The 19,514-nt window shown below is 52.0% G+C and carries 17 protein-coding genes; 13 read left to right on the forward strand and 4 right to left on the reverse strand.

Going from position 1 to position 19,514, the window contains the following annotated elements; translation table 11 throughout:
* The first annotated feature begins 63 nt into the window (after positions 1–63).
* The 5 genes from H6585_11940 (at position 64) to H6585_11960 (ending at position 6,266) form a co-directional block, all read left to right on the forward strand.
* Complete coding sequence (locus H6585_11940) at positions 64–2,559, forward strand: PIG-L family deacetylase (protein ID MCB9449041.1); 2,496 nt, start codon at positions 64–66, stop codon at positions 2,557–2,559.
* A complete protein-coding gene (locus H6585_11945; GenBank protein ID MCB9449042.1) occupies positions 2,540–2,677 on the forward strand; it encodes a hypothetical protein in 138 nt (45 codons plus the stop codon). Before H6585_11940 ends, H6585_11945 begins: the two co-directional genes overlap by 20 nt.
* Positions 2,674–4,368 (forward strand): sodium:solute symporter, encoded by a 1,695-nt coding sequence (locus H6585_11950; GenBank protein ID MCB9449043.1) that lies wholly within the window; start codon positions 2,674–2,676, stop codon positions 4,366–4,368. Before H6585_11945 ends, H6585_11950 begins: the two co-directional genes overlap by 4 nt.
* A gap of 357 nt (positions 4,369–4,725) precedes the next feature.
* Complete coding sequence (locus H6585_11955) at positions 4,726–5,331, forward strand: hypothetical protein (GenBank protein MCB9449044.1); 606 nt, start codon at positions 4,726–4,728, stop codon at positions 5,329–5,331.
* Positions 5,332–5,456: 125 nt separating this feature from the next.
* Positions 5,457–6,266, forward strand: a complete 810-nt coding sequence (locus H6585_11960) for a hypothetical protein (GenBank protein ID MCB9449045.1) — start codon at positions 5,457–5,459, stop codon at positions 6,264–6,266.
* 76 nt (positions 6,267–6,342) lie between these two features.
* On the opposite strand, the gene H6585_11965 is transcribed toward H6585_11960, so the two are convergent.
* Together H6585_11965 and H6585_11970 are read right to left on the reverse strand one after the other, a co-directional pair.
* Positions 6,343–6,870, reverse strand: coding sequence for a hypothetical protein (locus H6585_11965; protein ID MCB9449046.1), 528 nt, complete (start codon positions 6,868–6,870; stop codon positions 6,343–6,345).
* A 33-nt stretch (positions 6,871–6,903) separates the two neighbouring features.
* Positions 6,904–7,806 carry a hypothetical protein gene (locus H6585_11970; GenBank protein MCB9449047.1) on the reverse strand — a complete coding sequence of 301 codons (903 nt, stop codon included), beginning with the start codon at positions 7,804–7,806 and terminating at the stop codon, positions 6,904–6,906.
* Positions 7,807–7,967: 161 nt separating this feature from the next.
* On the opposite strand from H6585_11970, the gene H6585_11975 reads away from it, so the two are divergent.
* Positions 7,968–8,717 (forward strand): hypothetical protein, encoded by a 750-nt coding sequence (locus tag H6585_11975; protein MCB9449048.1) that lies wholly within the window; start codon positions 7,968–7,970, stop codon positions 8,715–8,717.
* A gap of 78 nt (positions 8,718–8,795) precedes the next feature.
* A complete protein-coding gene (locus H6585_11980; GenBank protein MCB9449049.1) occupies positions 8,796–10,199 on the forward strand; it encodes an MATE family efflux transporter in 1,404 nt (467 codons plus the stop codon).
* Positions 10,200–10,212: 13 nt separating this feature from the next.
* On the opposite strand, the gene H6585_11985 is transcribed toward H6585_11980, so the two are convergent.
* Both H6585_11985 and H6585_11990 read right to left on the reverse strand, forming a co-directional pair.
* Entirely contained in the window at positions 10,213–11,094 is an 882-nt protein-coding gene (locus tag H6585_11985) for a cation transporter (GenBank protein MCB9449050.1), read from the reverse strand.
* A gap of 38 nt (positions 11,095–11,132) precedes the next feature.
* On the reverse strand, positions 11,133–13,310 hold the full coding sequence (locus H6585_11990; GenBank protein MCB9449051.1) for a hypothetical protein: 2,178 nt from the start codon (positions 13,308–13,310) through the stop codon (positions 11,133–11,135).
* Positions 13,311–13,795: 485 nt separating this feature from the next.
* Between H6585_11990 and H6585_11995 the strand changes: the two genes are divergently transcribed.
* The 6 genes from H6585_11995 to trpB are packed head-to-tail and all read left to right on the forward strand — an operon-like array spanning position 13,796 to position 19,511.
* Entirely contained in the window at positions 13,796–15,202 is a 1,407-nt protein-coding gene (locus H6585_11995; GenBank protein ID MCB9449052.1) for an anthranilate synthase component I family protein, read from the forward strand.
* A gap of 1 nt (position 15,203) precedes the next feature.
* Positions 15,204–15,776, forward strand: a complete 573-nt coding sequence (locus H6585_12000) for an aminodeoxychorismate/anthranilate synthase component II (GenBank protein MCB9449053.1) — start codon at positions 15,204–15,206, stop codon at positions 15,774–15,776.
* 49 nt (positions 15,777–15,825) lie between these two features.
* Entirely contained in the window at positions 15,826–16,815 is a 990-nt protein-coding gene (gene trpD, locus H6585_12005) for an anthranilate phosphoribosyltransferase (protein ID MCB9449054.1), read from the forward strand.
* Complete coding sequence (gene trpC / locus H6585_12010) at positions 16,812–17,633, forward strand: indole-3-glycerol phosphate synthase TrpC (protein ID MCB9449055.1); 822 nt, start codon at positions 16,812–16,814, stop codon at positions 17,631–17,633. The genes trpD and trpC overlap by 4 nt, the downstream gene beginning before the upstream one ends.
* 29 nt (positions 17,634–17,662) lie before the next feature.
* Complete coding sequence (locus H6585_12015; GenBank protein ID MCB9449056.1) at positions 17,663–18,298, forward strand: phosphoribosylanthranilate isomerase; 636 nt, start codon at positions 17,663–17,665, stop codon at positions 18,296–18,298.
* 13 nt (positions 18,299–18,311) lie between these two features.
* The gene (gene trpB / locus H6585_12020) at positions 18,312–19,511 is read left to right on the forward strand and encodes a tryptophan synthase subunit beta (protein ID MCB9449057.1); all 1,200 of its coding nucleotides are present in this window, start codon (positions 18,312–18,314) and stop codon (positions 19,509–19,511) included.
* Positions 19,512–19,514: the final 3 nt, after the last annotated feature.

Here is a 19,514-nt window from a genome sequence, read left to right on the forward strand (position 1 = left end):
CATCGTCTTTCCCCAAATTTATCTTTCTTTGTTCCCCCCGGTGTGAACAAACCCCAATGAACCATGAAAGATTTTCGATTGTACCTGTTTTGTGTCCTGTCCTTGTTTGCGCAAACCGGATGGGGGCAGGATGTTTCATCCTCCAGAATCCTTCAGGATCTGCAGCGATTAAATACGGTGGGATCTGTGTTGTATGTTGCCGCCCATCCCGACGATGAGAACACCCGCCTGATCGCTTACCTTGTGGGCGATATGCACCTGCGTACCGGGTACCTGAGCATGACCCGGGGAGATGGTGGCCAGAACCTGATAGGCACCGAAAAGGGTGATTACATGGGATTGCTCCGCACCCAGGAATTGCTCGAGGCACGCAGGATTGATGGGGGAGAACAGATGTTCACCCGGGCAGTGGATTTCGGATATTCCAAGTCGAGTTCGGAAACCCTGGAGAAGTGGGACAAGCAGGCGATCCTTTCGGATGTGGTGTATGCGATCCGAAAGTTCCGGCCCGATGTGATCATCACACGTTTTCCTACACCGGATAGCAACTATGGCGGCCATGGTCACCATTCATCATCCGCCTTGCTTGCCAGGGAAGCGTTCGACCTGGCTGCAGACCCGAAAGCTTTTCCGGAACAATTGAAATACGTTCAGACCTGGCAAGCCAAGCGACTCTTGTTCAATGCCAGTTCCTGGTGGAATGAGGACATCGAAAAACAGGCAAAAGACAATCCGGCGTTCGTGACCGTAGACATCGGTGCATACAACCCTTTGCTCGGGATGAGTTACAATGAAATTGCCGCGCTCAGCCGCTCCATGCATAAAAGCCAGGGTTTCGGTGCTGCCCGTGTTCGTGGAAGCCAAACCGAATACCTGCAACATACGGCGGGTGATATGGCCAAAGGATCATTGATGGATGGGATCGACACAAGGTGGTCCCGGATGGAGAACGGAAAAGCCATTGGTGAGATACTGGATCGTGCCATTCGGAATTTCAATCCGCAGGATCCATCTGTGATCCTCCCCGACCTGGTTGCTGCCTACAAGTTGATTGATAAAGTGAAGGATGCCTATTGGCGTTCCTATAAGCTGGCACAGGCACGTGATCTGATTCTGGCTTGTGCCGGAGTGTATGCCGATGCCGCTTCAGACAACTATGCCGTGGCGGGTGGAGAAGGTGTGAACGTGAAGGTGTCGGTGATTGCGCGTACCGGTGTGCCGGTGAAATGGCAGCGTCTTTCCATGGCTGCCAATGACACCACGCTGGGTGTTGACCTGGCCTTCAATGTGGCAAAGGATGTGAACGTGCGGGTGTTGATGCCCCAACGCGAACGCGATCAACCCTACTGGTTGCAAGGTGCGCATGATGATGGTACATTTCGTGTACCATCACAGGAATGGATCGGACTGCCGGAAAATCCTGCTACCCTCACGGCATCAATTGATCTGGTTGTCGGTGGTCTGCCGTTAACAGTCGATCGCCCGGTGGTATACAGTTGGACGGATCGTGTGGATGGAGAACGTATTAGACCCTTGCTTGTGGCACCACAGCTCACCGGGAACTTTTCGAATACCTCTTTTGTTACACCGGTCGGGAAGCAGGTGGATGTGACCCTCAACCTGCGTTCATGGGACCAGCAGGTGGTGGATGGTACGGTAACACTTACGCTGCCCGAAGGCTGGACATCCGAACCGGCATCTTATCCTGTTCGCCTCGATAAGTACGGGGCGGAATCCCTTGTGCGATTCCGGCTTACACCTCCGGCTGTATCTTCTGTGGGCCGGATCCAGGCTATGTGGAGTTCGCACAAAGACCGACTCTTACACAACCTGTACGCGGCGGATGAAGTGAACTATACCCACATTCGACCCCAGCTCGTGTTTCCGCTCAGCCAGGTAACAGCAACAGCGGTGCAGTTGAATACAAAGCCATTGCGCATAGGCTATATCATGGGACCGGGCGATGATGTACCCGCTACCCTTACCCAATTGGGATATAAGGTGGAGATGTTGGATGAGCATGCGGTTGGCAACAACGACCTGTCAAAATACGATGTGATTGTAACAGGCGTAAGGGCCTTCAATACCGAAACATGGCTGGCAGGCAAGAAAAAGATGCTGATGAAATATGTGGAAAACGGCGGCCGGATGGTTGTGCAGTACAACACCAACGGTGGTATCGGCGACAACGACCTGGGACCTTACCCGCTTCACCTTTCACGTGATCGCGTGACCGTGGAAGAAGCTCCTGCGCATATCATCGAACCCCGCAACCCGATTCTTGACCGACCCAACAAAATAGCAGATACGGACTTCAACGGATGGGTGCAGGAACGCGGTTTGTATTTCGCCGATCAATGGGATGCACAATACAAACCTGTGGTGGGATGGCACGATCCGGATGAGGAAGAGAAAACCGGTGCCCTCCTCGTTGCCAAGTATGGCAAGGGGACGTTTATCTATACGGGTATATCTTTTTTCCGCCAGCTGCCCGCTGGTGTGCCTGGTGCCATTCGCTTGTTTGTGAACCTGCTTTCCAATGAAGAAGGAAAAAAATAACGTAGAGATTGAACAGGTGTCATCCGAGGCGAACTGGCGTTTGCGCTATGCCGCCGTATTGGCTTTTGAAGTGGTTCTGATCATTTTGTTTTATCTGATAACCCGCATGTACCAATGAGCATTTGGGACTGGGCAGTGATGCTCGCCACGTTGCTCTTTATTGTTATATACGGCACGTGGAAAACACGGGGAAGTCGCAACCTGTCCGACTACATTCGTGGCGGTAAAGACAAGGGGTGGGGCATTGCCCTGTCGGTGATGGCTACCCAGGCCAGTGCCATCACATTCTTGTCAACACCCGGTAAGGCCTATACGGATGGCATGGGCTTCGTGCAGTTTTATTTTGGTTTGCCGTTGGCCATGGTGGTGATATCTGCCGTGTTCATTCCTCTTTATTACAAGTTAAAGGTCTACACCGCCTACGAATTCCTGGAAGGCAGGTTTGATGTGCGTACCCGCCTGCTGACGGCAGGGTTGTTTCTGGTACAGCGCGGACTGGCGGCAGGCATTACCATTTATGCTCCGGCCATCATCCTGAGTCAGATCCTGCATTGGGATCTCAATATCACCATCCTTTTCATCGGTGTGCTGGTGATCATCTATACCGTATCCGGCGGAACGTCGGCGGTGAGTCAGACACACAAACAACAAATGGCGGTGATCTTTGCCGGTATGTTGATTGCGTTCGTTCTGTTGGTGCAGTACCTGGGTGAATATTTGTCGTTCCCCACCGCTTTATCCCTCGCCGGAAAGCTGGGTAAAATGGAGGTAATCAACCTCGATCTCGATCCGGACAACCGATATACATTGTGGTCGGGATTGCTGGGGGGATTTTTCCTGCAGTTGAGTTATTTCGGTACCGATCAGTCGCAGGTGCAACGTTACCTTTCGGGGAGGTCGGTAACCGAAAGCCGGTTAGGCCTTATGTTCAATGCCATCCTCAAGATCCCCATGCAGTTTTTTATTTTGCTGATCGGCGTGTTGGTGTTCGTTTGCTACCAATTGCATGAACCACCCCTTCATTTCAACAAGCAGAATGAGGAGGCGGTATTGGAAAGCGCATCGGCGGCACCTTACAGGGAATTGCAGGCCGACTTCTCCGAACTTCATGAAGACAAGAAAACGGACGTGCTCAACCTCGTGCTGCAACTGGAAGAAGGCCGTGAACATCCGAATGTGGATCGGGTGCAACAAGACCTGGCGCAGGAAGAAGTGCTGCGTGCGCGTGCGGATTCGTTGATTCTGTCCGTGAACCCCACTGCTGAAGTGCGCGACAACGACTACATATTCATCACCTGGGTGCTGTCTTTTCTTCCGGTAGGCCTGGTAGGCTTGCTGCTGGCGGTGATCTTCTCTGCTGCCATGTCAAGCACTTCCGCCGAGCTGAATGCATTGGGATCCACAGGAACGGTAGACGTGTACAAGCGTAAGATCAGAAGAGATGCGGATGACGGCCACTACCTGAAGGCCTCGCGTTGGATCACTTTTCTGTTCGGTGTGTTGTCGATTATATTTGCCATACTGGCCTCCCTGTTCGATAACCTGATAGAAGCCGTGAACATCCTTGGATCTTTGTTTTACGGAAGCATCCTGGGTATTTTCCTGGTGGCATTTTTCTTCAAAGGGGTGGGGGGGCGCGCGGTGTTTCCTGCGGCATTGATCTCCCAAGGTCTGATCCTTGTACTGTTTTACCTGAACCGAACGGGGCAAATGGAGATCGCCTATTTGTGGTACAACCTCATTGCACCTGCGCTGGTGATCGGAATTTCGTTGTTGTTGGAAAGAGGGATGAAAATAATTAGGAATTAGGAATTAGGAATTAGGAATGGACGGGATGGTAACGGATACTGATTTCAGTTGGGTATTCTTGTGGTATCCACATCCGGGTAATACGTGTTACACCTAAAGTCTAACATAGGGCATCTGTCACCCGGGGCGCACCAATCCCCGCCCCAATTCAAGTTAGCAATACGATTCATGCGGAAGGAGCGAACATCGTGTTTGATCTTACCCATGTATGAATAGGCATTCTTTCTTCCCACATCCCGCGTCTAATATCTATCGTCTCAACATCCATCTCCCTTTGGCACACCCCTTGCATCCTGTTTTTTGGAATACAGGCTCCGATATGTAAATTAGCCCGTCGTTCAACCAAATCAAGCGTCTATGAAACGTGTAAGCGTAGTGTGTGTATGTGCATTGTTGTGGCTGCCGGTGCTGTCGTCCCGGGCCAATCCCATTCGGGATACGGAAGGGGCACCCAACCGGAACCAGGTCATGGAGATAGATTTCTGTGAAAATTTCAAACAAATTATCGAAGCAGCCAAAGCGGGATTCAATGCGGTGCGGGGGGAGCAAACGACCAAGAAGATCTCCGGCGCTGACCGCCCGTACCAGTTTTGCACCGTGGAGTTGTCCGCCACATACAAGGGCTACATCGGTATGAGCGAAACCCATCCGTCGTATGAAGTGTTCTTTGAAACGGAAACGCTGCCGAAGATCACCGACAAGCTGAAGAAATCCTATGAAGAGGTAGTCGCAAACATCAAAGCGTGTTTGCCGGAAACAGAATGGACCATTGTGGAAAAGGATGCGTCCAATGACATTTACCTGGAAGGAACCGATTTCAAAAAGCTCCAGGTGATGCAGAAGGAAGTGGATGAGAACGGGAACCGCATCGTGATGGAGGTGAACATGTACCGCCACGGCACTGAGAACAAACGGGTGGTGGAGTTGAAGATTGAGGGGATTGGGGTGCCAAAAGGAGAATAGATTTTTGTAAGTTTTTTTTGCTGATGGACCTCCCGGTTAACCGGGAGATCCGTGTTTTGAGGGGTTTCCTGCCGGGGAATTCCGATGTTCCCGCTTTGTCCTATATTGCGCAAAAATCCAAGGTCATGGCAGACGAAAAATACCACGCACCCCCTGAGGTACAAATAGAGATCGAAAAGCAAAAAACCAAGCGGTTTACCAGCATGCTGATCTTTTTCGGCATTCTGGCGGTGGTATCCTTTGTTGTGATCTTCCAGATGGTGGGCCCCAAAGGAAAAGGCGGCAAAGGATCCTTCAACATCGACATTAAAAAAGGTACGTTCAGTTTTAATGTGGATCAACCGATTGTGGAGCAGGCCAAAACCGCTACCAAATCCGTGGAGGCACCATCGGGTGAACGGTTCGAGTATACCACCGGCAGCGTGACCCGTGACCAGATCCACGAGTTTGATGAAAGCGGGGTCCAATTTTTTCCGGACCGTTTCACAGGAAAGAACCTGGTGAATGAGGCGGCCGGTTTCGTGGTGTATGCCGACCATCCGAATGACTGGCACGTGACCTACAACCAGGCGGGCCTGGATGATCCGCTCACACCCATTAATACATTTATGTACAGCGACGGCAGCCACATGAATGTAACCAAAGAGTTCAATACGGGTGGGATGAACCTGGAACAATACGTGGAAGCATCCATTGATAATCTTTTTGCTGCGCAGTTGATCACCGAGGAACCTTATGTTTCCTACTCTGACGATTACAACACTGCATTCCTGACCTTTACCAACCAGTACACCAACGGTGTTTCATTCATGAAAATCATCAAGGGTGGCAACCAGTTCCTGGTGGCATCCGCCAATTACAATTTTTCCATCACCCCCAAACCGGTTCAGGAAGACCTGGTGAACATGGTGTCAGACATAACCCTGATAGAATAATACCGGTCAGTTAATCACATAAAAAAGCCGGCGTCCCAGAAGGAGCCGGCTTTTTGTTTGGAATATTCGTGCCTGCTTATTGCTTGAAGCTGATGATGATTGACGCACAACCACTGATCTTGGCTTCTTCCGCAGCTTTCTCTTCCGGTGTTTCTTTCTTGAGGCTGTCGGGAAGTGTGTCGTTTGGGTCAACAATGTTGCCACGCTCTTCCACTTCCTGGCCGGCAAAGTGAAATTTCAACTGGCAGGTGATGGTGGATTTGAATTCAAGGTCCCACACGCGTGCATTCTCAAACTGCTCGTTGTTGAACAATATGTTGCCTTTCGGGTCGGTGATGGAATACACGATGGGTGCATCGGCAAGGTCTGAACAGGTAACGATGCGGTACGTGGTGCCGCCGTAAAAGGTAACAGTGTATTCTGCCTGCAAACCGCCGGTCAGGAATTCACGGTACTGTTGTCCGTCGCTGATGTATTCCGGAGATGCGAATTCCTTGTAACAGGGAACCTCCAGGTCTTTGTATGATCTGCCGTCGTTGCACTGTGCCATGGAAGCTGTGGCGGTGAAGCCAACGAGGGAGAGGATAATAAAAATGCGTTTCATTGCAATGGATTTAAGTTGATAGTGGGATGCTCATCAGGAGATCAGCTTCCGGCGAAGGTCTTCCAGGTATGTGATGATGCGATCAAGGTTTTCTTGCTGGATCCCTTGCTGGTTCGTGCTGTTGATGACCGACTTTTTACCGCCGGCATCGTGGGTGCTTTCCACAAACGTGTAATTTGAATAGGCCTGGTTGAATTCCTGCAGGACGTATTGCAGGGTGTCAATGGCATTGGCGAATTCAGGCTGATCTTCCCTGGAGAAATTTCCGCCGGCCACATTGAGCAGGTTCTTCAGGGTGGCACCCTGGGATGCGATGCAGTCGAGCAACATGGCATCTTTCGTTTTCTGGTAGGCATTCAAAGCACAGTGCATGCTTTCGATCCAGGCACCGCAAGCGATCATGGCCGCTGCATCCGTGCGTTCACCTTTGTCCAGCAATTCGTCACACGATTTGTACGCGGTGGCAACGAGGTTCATCAAAGCTTCCTTATTACCTCCACCCTTGAGCGCACTCATCAGGTCTGATCCGAAGGCAGCGGACAAATCCAACTGTTCGGCCAGCTTACCGGCAGCGCCCATGTATTCCATGGCCGGTTGTGATTGGTTGAAGGCACTGGCATATCCCGCATCTGCACCGTAGATGCCCAGGTTGATGGCCTGCTGGAATACAGTGGTGTATTTGCTTGCATCTGCCGTGTTGGTCAGATTGGCCTTGTCAAACGCAACCCCTGATTTTTGGATCAGGTTGGTCATCTGGATGGCCGAAGGAATTACCACCAGTTTGTTATCCACTTTGAGCAGACCTGAGTTTTCCGTTACGGTCTTTTCTTCTTCCGGCATGGTTTCAACCGGCTTTGCGTCGTGACCGCAGGATGCCAGCATCGCTCCGCATGCCACAAGACCGTGCAAAATCAATAGTCGGTGCGAATATTTCATTTGTTTAGTTTTTAGATCGACGAAGGTACAAAAATATGAATAGCACCTGAAAGGAGTTTTGTACTGTGTTCTTCCATCTTTGCAGCGGGTGATTTTCTTTGGTTCCAAAGCCCATCTTGTGAGGTTTTGGGATCTCGGTGGAATGTATATTTTTGTGGACGATGTCACGGATTCTTCGCCATACCACACGATGTATTTTATGGATGTTACTTGCGCCATTGTCAATCGCATGGGCACAAGAGGAGGAAACCATTCCAATGTCGGAAGTCACCGATGCCGGTACGCAATATGCCGACGGTATACAGGTGTACGACCGGTTCAATGAACGAATCGGCGGTGACTCATTGAGGTATTGCAACGGAAGGTTGTGTGACGGGTGGGTGGAAGATTACCACAGTAACGGCAAGCTGAAGCACCGCGGGTATTATGCCCAGGGCAGGTTGATATCCGTTTATTTCAATTACTATGAGTCCGGACAGCTGGAAAGGGAATTCCACACCAAGGGGGATAATGCGTCTGAGATGACCAGCTATTATAGCGACGGACAGGTTCACTCAAAAATACGTTACAAAAATGGTGAACCCCTGGAATGGGAAGAGTACTATTCCAATGGAAAGCTGGAGTTTCAGGAAGTGAACCACCGGAGTTTCGAATACCACATCGTCAACAAGTTCTTTTATGAAAGCGGTTTGCCCCAATCTGAAATGGTGCTGGTTGACAAGAAAAAACTGATCTTCGACAAACGGGAATACTACTCCGATGGCAAAGTACAGTTGGAAGGGCAGGTGCGTTACAGCAAGGACGTATCGGATTATGTGAAAGTAGGAACATGGAAGGCGTTTGATGAGAAAGGGGCCATGGTCTCCGAAGATCAGTATGACAACGACGGAAGGTTGAAGTCAAAGCCTTGATGGCATAATCCCGTACAAATCCCATTCACATCCCGAGAAAAGTTTAAAGGGAGGGCACCCCGTTGTGTTCCGGAAATGATGCAGTCTTTTATTCCCAGATTAAAAAAGTTCGGCGCGCTTGTGCTACGTTCCGTACGTGGAGAGGCGCTTGATTTTACCCAAGGCAACATCAGCGCTTCCATACTTTTGCTGGCCATTCCCATGATTCTGGAAATGATGATGGAGTCCACTTTTGCTGTGGTCGATATCTATTTTGTGAGCCGCATCGGTGTGGATGCTGTAGCAACCGTCGGTCTGACAGAATCCATTCTCACCTTGGTTTATTCCCTGGCGTTCGGTTCCAGCATGGCTGTTACGGCCATGGTGGCCCGGCGGGTAGGAGAAAAGAACCTGGGCGATGCCTCCCGAACCGCCATGCAAGCGATATGGTTAAGCCTTGGGTTGGCCAGCGTAATCAGCGTGGCGGGTCTCTTTCTCGCGGAAAATATATTGTTGCTCATGGGGGCAGAACCGGGCATGGCCCATGCCAATGCAGGGTATACCAGATGGATGTTGGGAGGAAATTATGTGATCATGCTGATCTTTATGCACAACGCCATTTTCCGAGGCGCGGGCAACCCGTTCCTGGCGTGGTATGCGTTGGGCATCTCCAACGGACTTAACATCATCCTGGACCCGATGTTGATTTTCGGTTGGGGACCTTTTCCGCAGTTGGGACTTGAAGGCGCAGCCATCGCAACCAACATCGGTCGGGGAGTGGGGGTGCTCTTCCAGTTGTATTTCCTGTTCTTCGGGAACCGCCAGGTATGCCTGAAGAAATATGTATCGCTTGATTGGAAGATCATCAGGCGGATGGTGGTTCTGTCAACGGGCGGTACGGGACAATTCCTGATCGCATCCGCCAGTTGGGTGTTCCTGATGAAGATCATGGCCCATTTCGGTTCGGAGAACCTGGCGGGGTATGTGTTGGGTATCCGCGTGCTGGTATTCACCATTCTTCCCGCCTGGGGTTTGTCGAATGCAGCAGCCACCCTGGTAGGGCAAAACCTGGGTGCCGGTTTGCCGGATCGGGCAGAACAGGCGGTGTGGCGAACGGGATGGTTTAACATGGCTTTCATGGGGCTGGTGGCACTGGTTTATTACTTTTTGCCTGAACAGGTGTTGGGTTTGTTTGATGTGACTGGAGATGTGTTGGTGTCCGGTGTCAGAACACTGAAGCTGGTTAGCCTGGGCTACCTGTTTTTCGCCTGGGGGATGGTGTTTGCGCAGGCATTCAATGGGGCTGGTGACACACAAACTCCAACCTGGATGAATTTCATCGTGTTTTGGTTGTTGCAGATCCCTGTGGCCTACCTGACTTCCATTGTGATGGACCTTGGACCTGTGGCCGTGCTTGTATGCATTGCAGCAGCAGAAGGTGTGCTGGCCGCCATGAGTTGGGTGGTGTTCAGGAGGGGGAAATGGAAGCTGCGTCAGGTATGAACTTCAGGTTATATCAATTCTCCATGTTGGCCGGCTCTACATGCACCAGCACATCTGCGATTTCCGGGAAGTGATCCTGAAGGGTGTTTTTGAGGTTATGGGCGATGGTGTGCCCCTCGGTCACCGACAGGTTGCCATCCACTTCCATATGTAAATCCACATGAAAGGTCGTGCCGGTTTTGCGCACGAAGCATTTTTCGGTACCCGCTACGCCCGGAACGCCGGCAGCAACTTCACGAATGCGAAGCACCATTTCATCGTACATGTGTTCGTCGAGGATTTCACCCAGGGCCGGTCTGAAGATCAGGTAGGCATTGTAAACAATGAAAACCGACGCCAGCAACGCCGCCCAGTCATCGGCCGTTTCATATCCCTTGCCCATCCAAAGTGAGATGGAAATGCCGATAAAGGCCATCAAAGATGTGATGGCATCACTCCTGTGGTGCCAGGCCTCGGCATGCAGGGAGGTGCTGCCGGTTTCCTTGCTGCTTTTGGAAACCAGCCGAAAGAAGATCTCCTTGGCAACAATCACCGTTCCCAGTACGATGAGGGTGAATGGAGCAGGTATTTTGTGAGGGGTTTGGATATGCATGATGCTCTCATATGCGATTACCGTGGCCGAGATGACCAGGAAACCCACCACAACGAAAGTGAAAAGCGGTTCGGCCTTTCCGTGGCCATAAGGATGATTCTCATCCGCAGGCTTGGTGGCATACCGCAAGCCGATCAACACAAGGAGCGAAGCAAATACGTCGGTGGATGATTCGATGCCGTCTGCGATCAGCGCATACGAATGCCCGAGAAATCCGGCACTTCCCTTGATACCCGCCAGCAACAGGTTAATGAAAATACCAGCGATGGTAATCCGCAATGCCTTTTTCCTCGGATCAGACATGTTGTAAAGGTAAGTTATCGCATTGAAGTGAACCAGTGTCAGGCCGACTTCACAGTGGGCAACACTTTTTTGGTTTTTCGTCCCGACAAAAAATAGTAAACCGCCACAGCCGGGAACATGATCAGCGCCAGGATAAAGGTCCAGGTCACCCACGGTTTTTCATACCTGAATTCAACGGTGTGCTGTCCCTGTGGTACCAAAACACTTTGCATGCTGAAGCAGGTGGTCAGCCTGGGCGTTTCCTTTCCGTCTATATATGCATGCCAGCCCGGGTAATCGTTTTGCATGATGGTCAGAAACCGGGTATGTAATACGGTGATGGCGGCTGTTACGCCATTGGGTGAAAAATCGGTGATGTTGATTTTGTCTGCTGCGGAAGATTCGGCGGAAGACGGGATGGTAAACGGAAATCCCGATAACTGGTCGGATGCGATCACCAGTGTGCGGTTGTTGGGTACCGCCATCTCGCTCATCGATGTCATGTCACCGGCGATCTGGATGTCTTTGGATAAAAAGATCCACGGGTTTTGCCAGATGGAATCCCGGAAGGCACTGTTGTATAAGAGGTCGAAATTGTTCAGCACAAACGGATTGTATCCGTCGCCCGAAATGCGCTTGAAATACATGTTGGTGTTCCGCCAGAAAGGTGTGCCCGGAATGCCCTGGTCCTTTGTGTCGATCATCTTGATGTTTTCGGGCACAGGGAAGCCGGACGGATACGGTTCCAGCAGGCGTTCGGATTGGATCGGGGAAAACTCGCTCACCACGGTGTACGGGAGGTTCAGCTGAACCGCCATGACCATATCAACGGCTGTAAAGATTAGCATGTATACCGGAAGTAAACGTTTGTTCCTGCCATAGTATAACAACCCGAGGAGCGAGGCCAGCATCACCAGTTGTATCACGCCCTGGAAGACGACATGCTCTGCCTTGCCCGACTCAGCCGACATCCGGATGAGACCCGGGCCGGCGGTTGTAGGAGAGAGGTCGGTGGTTTGGTCCAGGAAGTAGAGCACGAGTCCGGTAAACGCCGTCCCCATCAGGATGATCAGTGCGGAGACGATCCGTGTGCGGCGTTTGGCCAGCACATAGTCGATAGAGAACCCGGCGGGGACCAGGAAAGCCACGAGTGCGAAAATCCTGAACAGTGAAGGGAACCGGAACATGTCCATAAACGGCACGAAGTCGTACAGCAGCTTGCGTACCGGAAGGGCATCTCCCCAGGCGGCCGCCAGACAAAAGGTTCCGAACAACATAAAGGTCCACTCCTTGCGGTTGATCCTGCGTATCATGGCCAGCAGGAAAAAGGCCAGGGGCAACAACCCCGAGTAGGCGTTGGCCATGGAAATATCGGTCCCGAAAAACTCCCCGTCTTTTACTGTTGCATACGGTGTGAAGAAGGAGATCATGGCGCGCGGCGAGAATGGACCGAACAAAGCGCGTTCTTCCGTTACACCGCTGCCACGGAGCATCAGCGGCATGGATTCTTTCACGGAAAGCAAAAATCCTACGGTTAATACCAGCACAACCGCCACTGCGATTGTTCCTCCCAGCAGCAGCTTCAGCCAGTTTTCGTGTTGTTTTTTCCTGTACCAGGAAACGCCCCTCACCGCTACCAGGGCCAGCAGGAAATAAAAGAGGATGAAAAGGAAACCGGGATATCCGCCGGTGATCATCATGGATAGGAAGAAGGCGAACTTAACCACATGCCGGATCCGGAAACTGTTGATGTATTGTAAAAATGCGGCGATGGTGAAGGGCAGCCATGCGGCACTCACGATCCATGTCATGTGCTGCGCGTTGGAAGTAAATACCCCGCCAAGTGCATATGCCATGGCAATGATCATCGAAGCAGTGGTGCTGTGGCCGACGGTAGACCCCAGAATCAGCATGCCTGAAGCAGCTATCATCAGGTGAAGAATGAACTCGATCTGTATGCCCTGGGTGGAATAGTGTGTAAGGAAGCCCATGATCCATGTCACCGGATACCAAACCCCGGCTTGCGGATCGGCATGGATGGGATAACCACCATGCTCATAAGGATTCCACATGGGGATGATACCGTTGTTAAGGTTCTCTGCAATAAAGCGCCTCCATGGGAAAAACTGATCCACCATGTCCCACTGCAGGATGTTGGTCATGGATATCACCTGCGCATAGGCGATGATCACCAATAACCATAAAATCACATGTTGTTGCCAGGGGCGTAATTGCATCGGACACAGCTTGGGTTGCCAAATATACTTTAATTAAGTCTCAAGTCGCAAGTCTCCCTCCTTCGCAAAAGCTACGGGCGGGCAAGCAAGTTGCCATCCTGCCTGTGTGGGCAATGTGCCATCTGTTGTCTATCCTCTAATGTCTCAGATCCTAGAATAGGTATAAACACCTAAAATGCTGATCCACTGCAACATTCATGTGGGTGCTTCGTACAATCGGGTAAGGGCATACGGAAGGTGAAAATTTGGATTGTCCTGTGTGAGCCGGGTTTGTGTAACAACAACCCGGTTTCTTTTTTGCCATCGGCCATTGCATTTTTCAAAACCGTTTGCTTACATTTGCGGCATGATCAATCGTAGCAAGAATCAAGCTTGGTGGTGGATGTTGACCTGAAGGTGAACAGCTACCGCTTTGATTTGTCCAATATACCAAAGGCCCGCTGTTCGAACAGCGGGCCTTTTTTTATGATAATTTTGCCGAGCTTATGAAAAAGTATTCCTTCCAGACCGTCCACCGCAAATTGCTGGCGGACACATTCACTCCGGTGGGCATGTACCTGCAACTGAGAGACAAGTTTCCCAACAGCCTCTTGCTGGAGAGTTCCGATTACCATGGCAATGAGAATTCGTTCTCTTATATCTGCTGTGATCCGGTGGCTGCCTTCAGGGTAGAAGGTGAGACCTTGTTTGAGAAATTCCCCGATGGAACGGAAAACAAAACCGCCATCACCGAAGGCACCGATGTGGTGGATGCCCTGGGAAAGTTCGCCGCTTCCTTTGTCTCCGACTCAGGCCCCAAAGGCATCATCAATAACGGACTCTTCGGGTACATGTGCTACGATGCCGTGCGCTACTACGAAGACATTCGCCTTGAAAACAAAGTAGCTGAAGGAAAGCAGATCCCCGATCTTTATTACAAGGTGTTCCGGTACGTGATCGCCGTTGATCACTTCCACAACGAGGTACACATCTTCGAGCATCTTTACCAACAGGAAGAAAGCCGTATCGAACAGGTGGTGTCTCTGATCCGCAACAAGAACTTCGCCACCTATCGTTTCCAGACAACAGAAGCTGAGGTGAGCAACTTCACCGACGAAGCATTCATGCAGGTGGTGGCGAAAGGCAAAGAACATTGTCGCAGGGGCGACGTTTTCCAGATCGTTTTGTCACGCGAATTCAGCCGCGGATTCAAAGGCGATGAGTTCAATGTGTACCGCACCCTCCGAAGCGTCAATCCCTCTCCCTATCTTTTTTACTTCGATTTTGGCAACTTCAAGATCTTCGGTTCTTCACCTGAAGCGCAAATCGTGGTGAAAGGCGGCGTAGCCAGCATCTACCCGATCGCCGGTACCTTCCGCAGAACAGGCGACGACAAGGCCGACCAGGAAGCGGCACTCGCGCTCATGGAAGACCCCAAGGAGAATGCCGAGCACGTGATGCTGGTAGACCTGGCACGCAATGACCTCAGCCGCAACTGCGATGAGGTGGAGGTGGAAACCTTCAAGGAAATCCAGTACTACAGCCATGTGATCCACATGGTGTCCAAAGTGTCCGGGAAACTGCGGAAGAACACATCACCCTTACGTGTGGTGGCGGAGACCTTTCCTGCCGGAACCCTCTCGGGCGCACCCAAACACATGGCCATGCAACTGATCGACCGCTATGAAAACGGAGGCAGAAGTTTCTACGGTGGATGCCTGGGTTACCTGGGTTTCAACGGCGACTTCAACCATGCCATCATGATCCGGTCTTTCCTGAGCAAGTCAAACCGCCTGTATTACCAGGCAGGCGCCGGCGTGGTGGAAAAGTCGCTGGAGGAAAATGAAAAGAATGAAGTGAACAACAAACTGGCGGCGCTCAACAACGCCCTGGCTAAAGCGGAGGAATTGTAACGTGCGCATCCTGATTTTCGACAACTACGATTCATTTACCTACAACCTCGTGCACATCGTGCAGAAGCTGGGGTACGACAACTACGAGGTGTTCCGCAACGACAAGATCGCGTTGGAAGACATCGCTGCCTATGATAAAATCATCCTTTCACCAGGACCGGGCATTCCCTCCGAAGCGGGTATCCTGCTCGATCTCATCCGAACCTATGCGCCATCCAAAAGTATCCTGGGCGTATGCCTCGGCCACCAGGCCATCGGTGAAGTGTTCGGTGCGCAACTGGTGAACATCCCCGACGTGATGCACGGTGTGGCCACCTCCGCGAATGTGTTGGATGAAGAGGAGATACTGTTCCGGGATGTGCCCCACCCGCTGACCATCGGACGCTACCACAGCTGGATCGTGGGCAAGGAAGGCTTTCCGAATGATGTGCTGCGCATCACGGCTGAAGATGAACAAGGCCACATCATGGGACTCCGGCACCTGCAATATGACGTGAGGGGCGTGCAGTTCCACCCCGAATCCGTGCTCACCGAACACGGCGAACAGATGTTACAAAATTGGTTGACCCACTGATATGAACCAGACCACCGCAAACACTACCACAATGCAGGAAGCGCTTTCCATGAAAGACATCCTGAACCGTTTGTTCGAGTACAAGTCCCTCAGCAAGGATGAGGCTTATGACGTGCTCCGCAACATCGCCAATGCATCTTTCAATACCAGTGAACTGGCGGCTTTCCTTACGGTGTACCTCATGCGCAGCATCACCGTGGAAGAACTGTCGGGCTTTCGCCATGCGCTGCTCGACCTGTGCCTCAATGTAGACCTGTCGGAGTACGACCCCATTGACCTGTGTGGTACCGGCGGCGACGGCAAAAACACGTTTAATATCTCCACGCTCTCATCCTTCGTGGTGGCAGGTGCAGGGTACAAGGTGACCAAGCACGGCAACTATGGCGTGAGTTCCGTGTCTGGTTCTTCCAATGTGCTGGAGCATTTCGGACTGAAGTTTACCAACGAGAAAGACAAACTGCGCACGCAACTGGAGAAGGCCGGCATCTGCTTTTTGCATGCCCCCCTTTTTCACCCCGCGATGAAACAGGTGGGACCGGTGCGGAAAGAGTTGAAGATGAAAACCTTCTTCAACATGCTCGGTCCGATGGTGAACCCCGCATTCCCCCGCAAACAGATTGTGGGTGTGTTCAACCTTGACCTTGCGCGCCTTTACCAATACATGCTGCAGGATACCGATAAGGAGTTCATGATCATCTATGCCCTCGACGGATATGATGAGGTGTCGCTCACCGGCGAATTCAAGGTGATCCGCAGGAAAGGAGAACAGGTGCTGCGCCCGGAAGACCTCGGACTGCATACCTGCAAAGCCGATGAAATTTTTGGCGGAGATACTGTGGAAGAAGCCGCCGCCATTTTTACGCAGATACTGGAAGGAAACGGCAGTCGCGCCCAGAATGAAGTGGTGATCGCCAATTCAGGATTGGCCATTGCATGCAGCAATCCTTCCCTCTCAACCGAAGATGCTGTTGCTGCGGCACGTGAATCGCTCACGTCCGGCAAGGCATTGGAAAGCTTTAAAAAACTGATTGCCCTATGAATATCTTAGAAAAGATTATCGCCTCGAAATTCAAGGAAGTAGAGGAGAGGAAAAGCCTGTTTCCGGTGAAGCTGCTGGAAGGAACGTCGCATTTCACCGCTCCCGTGGTGTCCATGGAAACCTACATCCGGCGCCCCGACCTGTCGGGCATCATCGCCGAGATCAAACGAAAGTCGCCATCAAAGGGTGTGATCAATGCGCACATATCCGTGGAGCAGGTATCCCTGGCTTATATGGCCGCCGGTGCATCTGCGCTTTCTGTTCTTACCGATAAGGAGTACTTCGGCGGCAGCAGCGCCGACCTTACCACCGCACGAAAATTCAATTACTGTCCCATCCTCCGGAAAGATTTCACGGTGGATGAATACCAGATCATCGAAGCGCGTTCCATCGGCGCCGATGCCATCCTGCTCATCGCCGCGGCGCTATCGCCCAAACGTGTGAAGGAGCTGGCTTCGTTCGCCCGGTCGCTCGGACTCGAAGTATTGCTGGAGCTACATGATGAAAGTGAACTCGGACACATCACCGATGAAGTGAACATCGTGGGCATCAACAACCGCAACCTGAAAACCTTCGACGTGTCGGTGCAAACGTCCCTCGACCTGCTTCCGCATCTGCCCAAAGAAAAAACGCTGATCTCCGAAAGTGGACTCAGCGACCCGGCTGCTGTGATGCAGCTGAAAGATGCCGGCTTCAACGGCTTCCTGATCGGAGAAACATTCATGAAAACCGGACGCCCGGGAGCGGCATGCAGTGAATTTATTAAGAGTCTCAAGTCTTCCGCCTACGCCAAAGCTACGGCGGACAAGCAAGTCTAACATCTATTGTCTAATATCTAACATCTAACATGACCCTCCGAATTAAAGTATGCGGCATGCGTGATGCCAACAACATCCGGAAAGTAGCCGAACTCGGAATCTACTTCATGGGATTTATCTTTTACCCGAAGTCGCCCCGCTATGCCGGTGACATACTCGAGCCTTCCGTGGTGCAGTCGCTGCCTTCCTCCATCCGCCGTGTGGGTGTGTTTGTGAATGCGAAACAGGAAGATATTATTCGCACTGCAGACAGTTACCACCTGGATGCCGTGCAGCTGCATGGTACGGAATCACCGGAATTCTGCCGAGCAATGAAACTGCAGGGATTGCTGGTGTTGAAGGCATTCGGTATCGCAGAAGTATTCGACTTCGAGGAACTGGCGGATTACATCACGCACGTGGACTATTTCCTGTTCGATACGGCCAGCGTTTCACACGGTGGATCAGGTAAGAAGTTCACCTGGGACCTGCTGAAAGATTATCACCTGCGCGTGCCCTTCCTGCTGAGTGGCGGAATTGGCCCGGAAGATACGGAAGCCATCCGCTCCGTTTCGCACCATGCCCTGATGGGTGTGGACCTGAACAGCAAGTTCGAAACGGAACCCGGCATGAAGGACGAACAACGACTGGAATCTTTCCTTCAACAATTGAAAAGCACATCCTGATATTTCTATCTATATGTCAAAATACGCTGTTAACGAAAAAGGCTTTTACGGAGAATTCGGTGGCGCCTACATCCCCGAAATGCTCGTGCCCAATGTGGAGGAACTGAGAGAAAGATACCTCGACATCATCCACGGGGAAGAGTTCCAGGCGGAGTTCCTGCAACTCCTCCGCGATTACTGCGGACGGCCTACGCCGTTCTTCTTCGCCAAACGACTTTCGGAGAAGTACGGAAGTCGCGTGTACCTCAAAAGGGAAGACCTCAACCACACCGGTGCACATAAGGTCAACAACACCATCGGGCAAATCCTGCTGGCCCGCCGTTTGGGCAAGCAACGCATCATCGCGGAGACAGGCGCCGGTCAGCACGGTGTAGCCACCGCCACCGTGTGCGCCCTGATGGGAATGGACTGCGTGGTGTACATGGGTGAGGTGGACATGGCCCGCCAGAAGCCCAACGTGGAACGCATGAAGATGCTCGGGGCAACGGTCGTTCCGGCTACCAGCGGCAGCAAAACCCTGAAGGACGCCACCAATGAAGCCATTCGCGACTGGATCAACCACCCGGCCGAAACGCATTACATCATCGGCTCCGTCGTAGGACCTCATCCATACCCTGATATGGTCGCCAGGTTCCAGTCGATCATCAGCGAAGAAATGCGCAACCAGCTTCTCGAGAAAGAAGGCCGTGAATGCCCGGATGCCGTGATCGCCTGTGTAGGTGGCGGCAGCAATGCCATAGGTGCCTTCTATCACTTCCTGGATGATGAAGGTGTCAGGTTGATAGCGGTGGAAGGAGCTGGTGAAGGTGTCGATAGCGGACGGTCGGCAGCCACCAGCGTGCTGGGAAGACCCGGCATCATTCATGGCAGCATGACCCTGTTGATGCAGGATGAATTCGGGCAGATCACCGAACCGCATTGCATATCGGCCGGACTCGACTATCCCGGCATCGGTCCGGTACATGCCTACCTGAACAGCATGGGACGTGTGCACTACGGCAACGTCACCGACGACGAAGCCCTGGCGGCCGGTTACAGACTGGCTCGCATGGAGGGCATCATCCCTGCACTCGAATCTGCCCATGCGCTGGCGTGGCTGGAGAAAGAAAAGTTCGCATCCGACGACATAGTGGTGGTGAACCTGTCGGGGCGTGGCGACAAAGACCTGATGACCTACATCCAGCACCGCGAACGCATCACCGGAGAAAAATAACAT

The organism is Flavobacteriales bacterium, assembly GCA_020635855.1.
In the GTDB taxonomy this organism is placed as follows: Bacteria; Bacteroidota; Bacteroidia; order JACJYZ01; family JACJYZ01; genus JACJYZ01.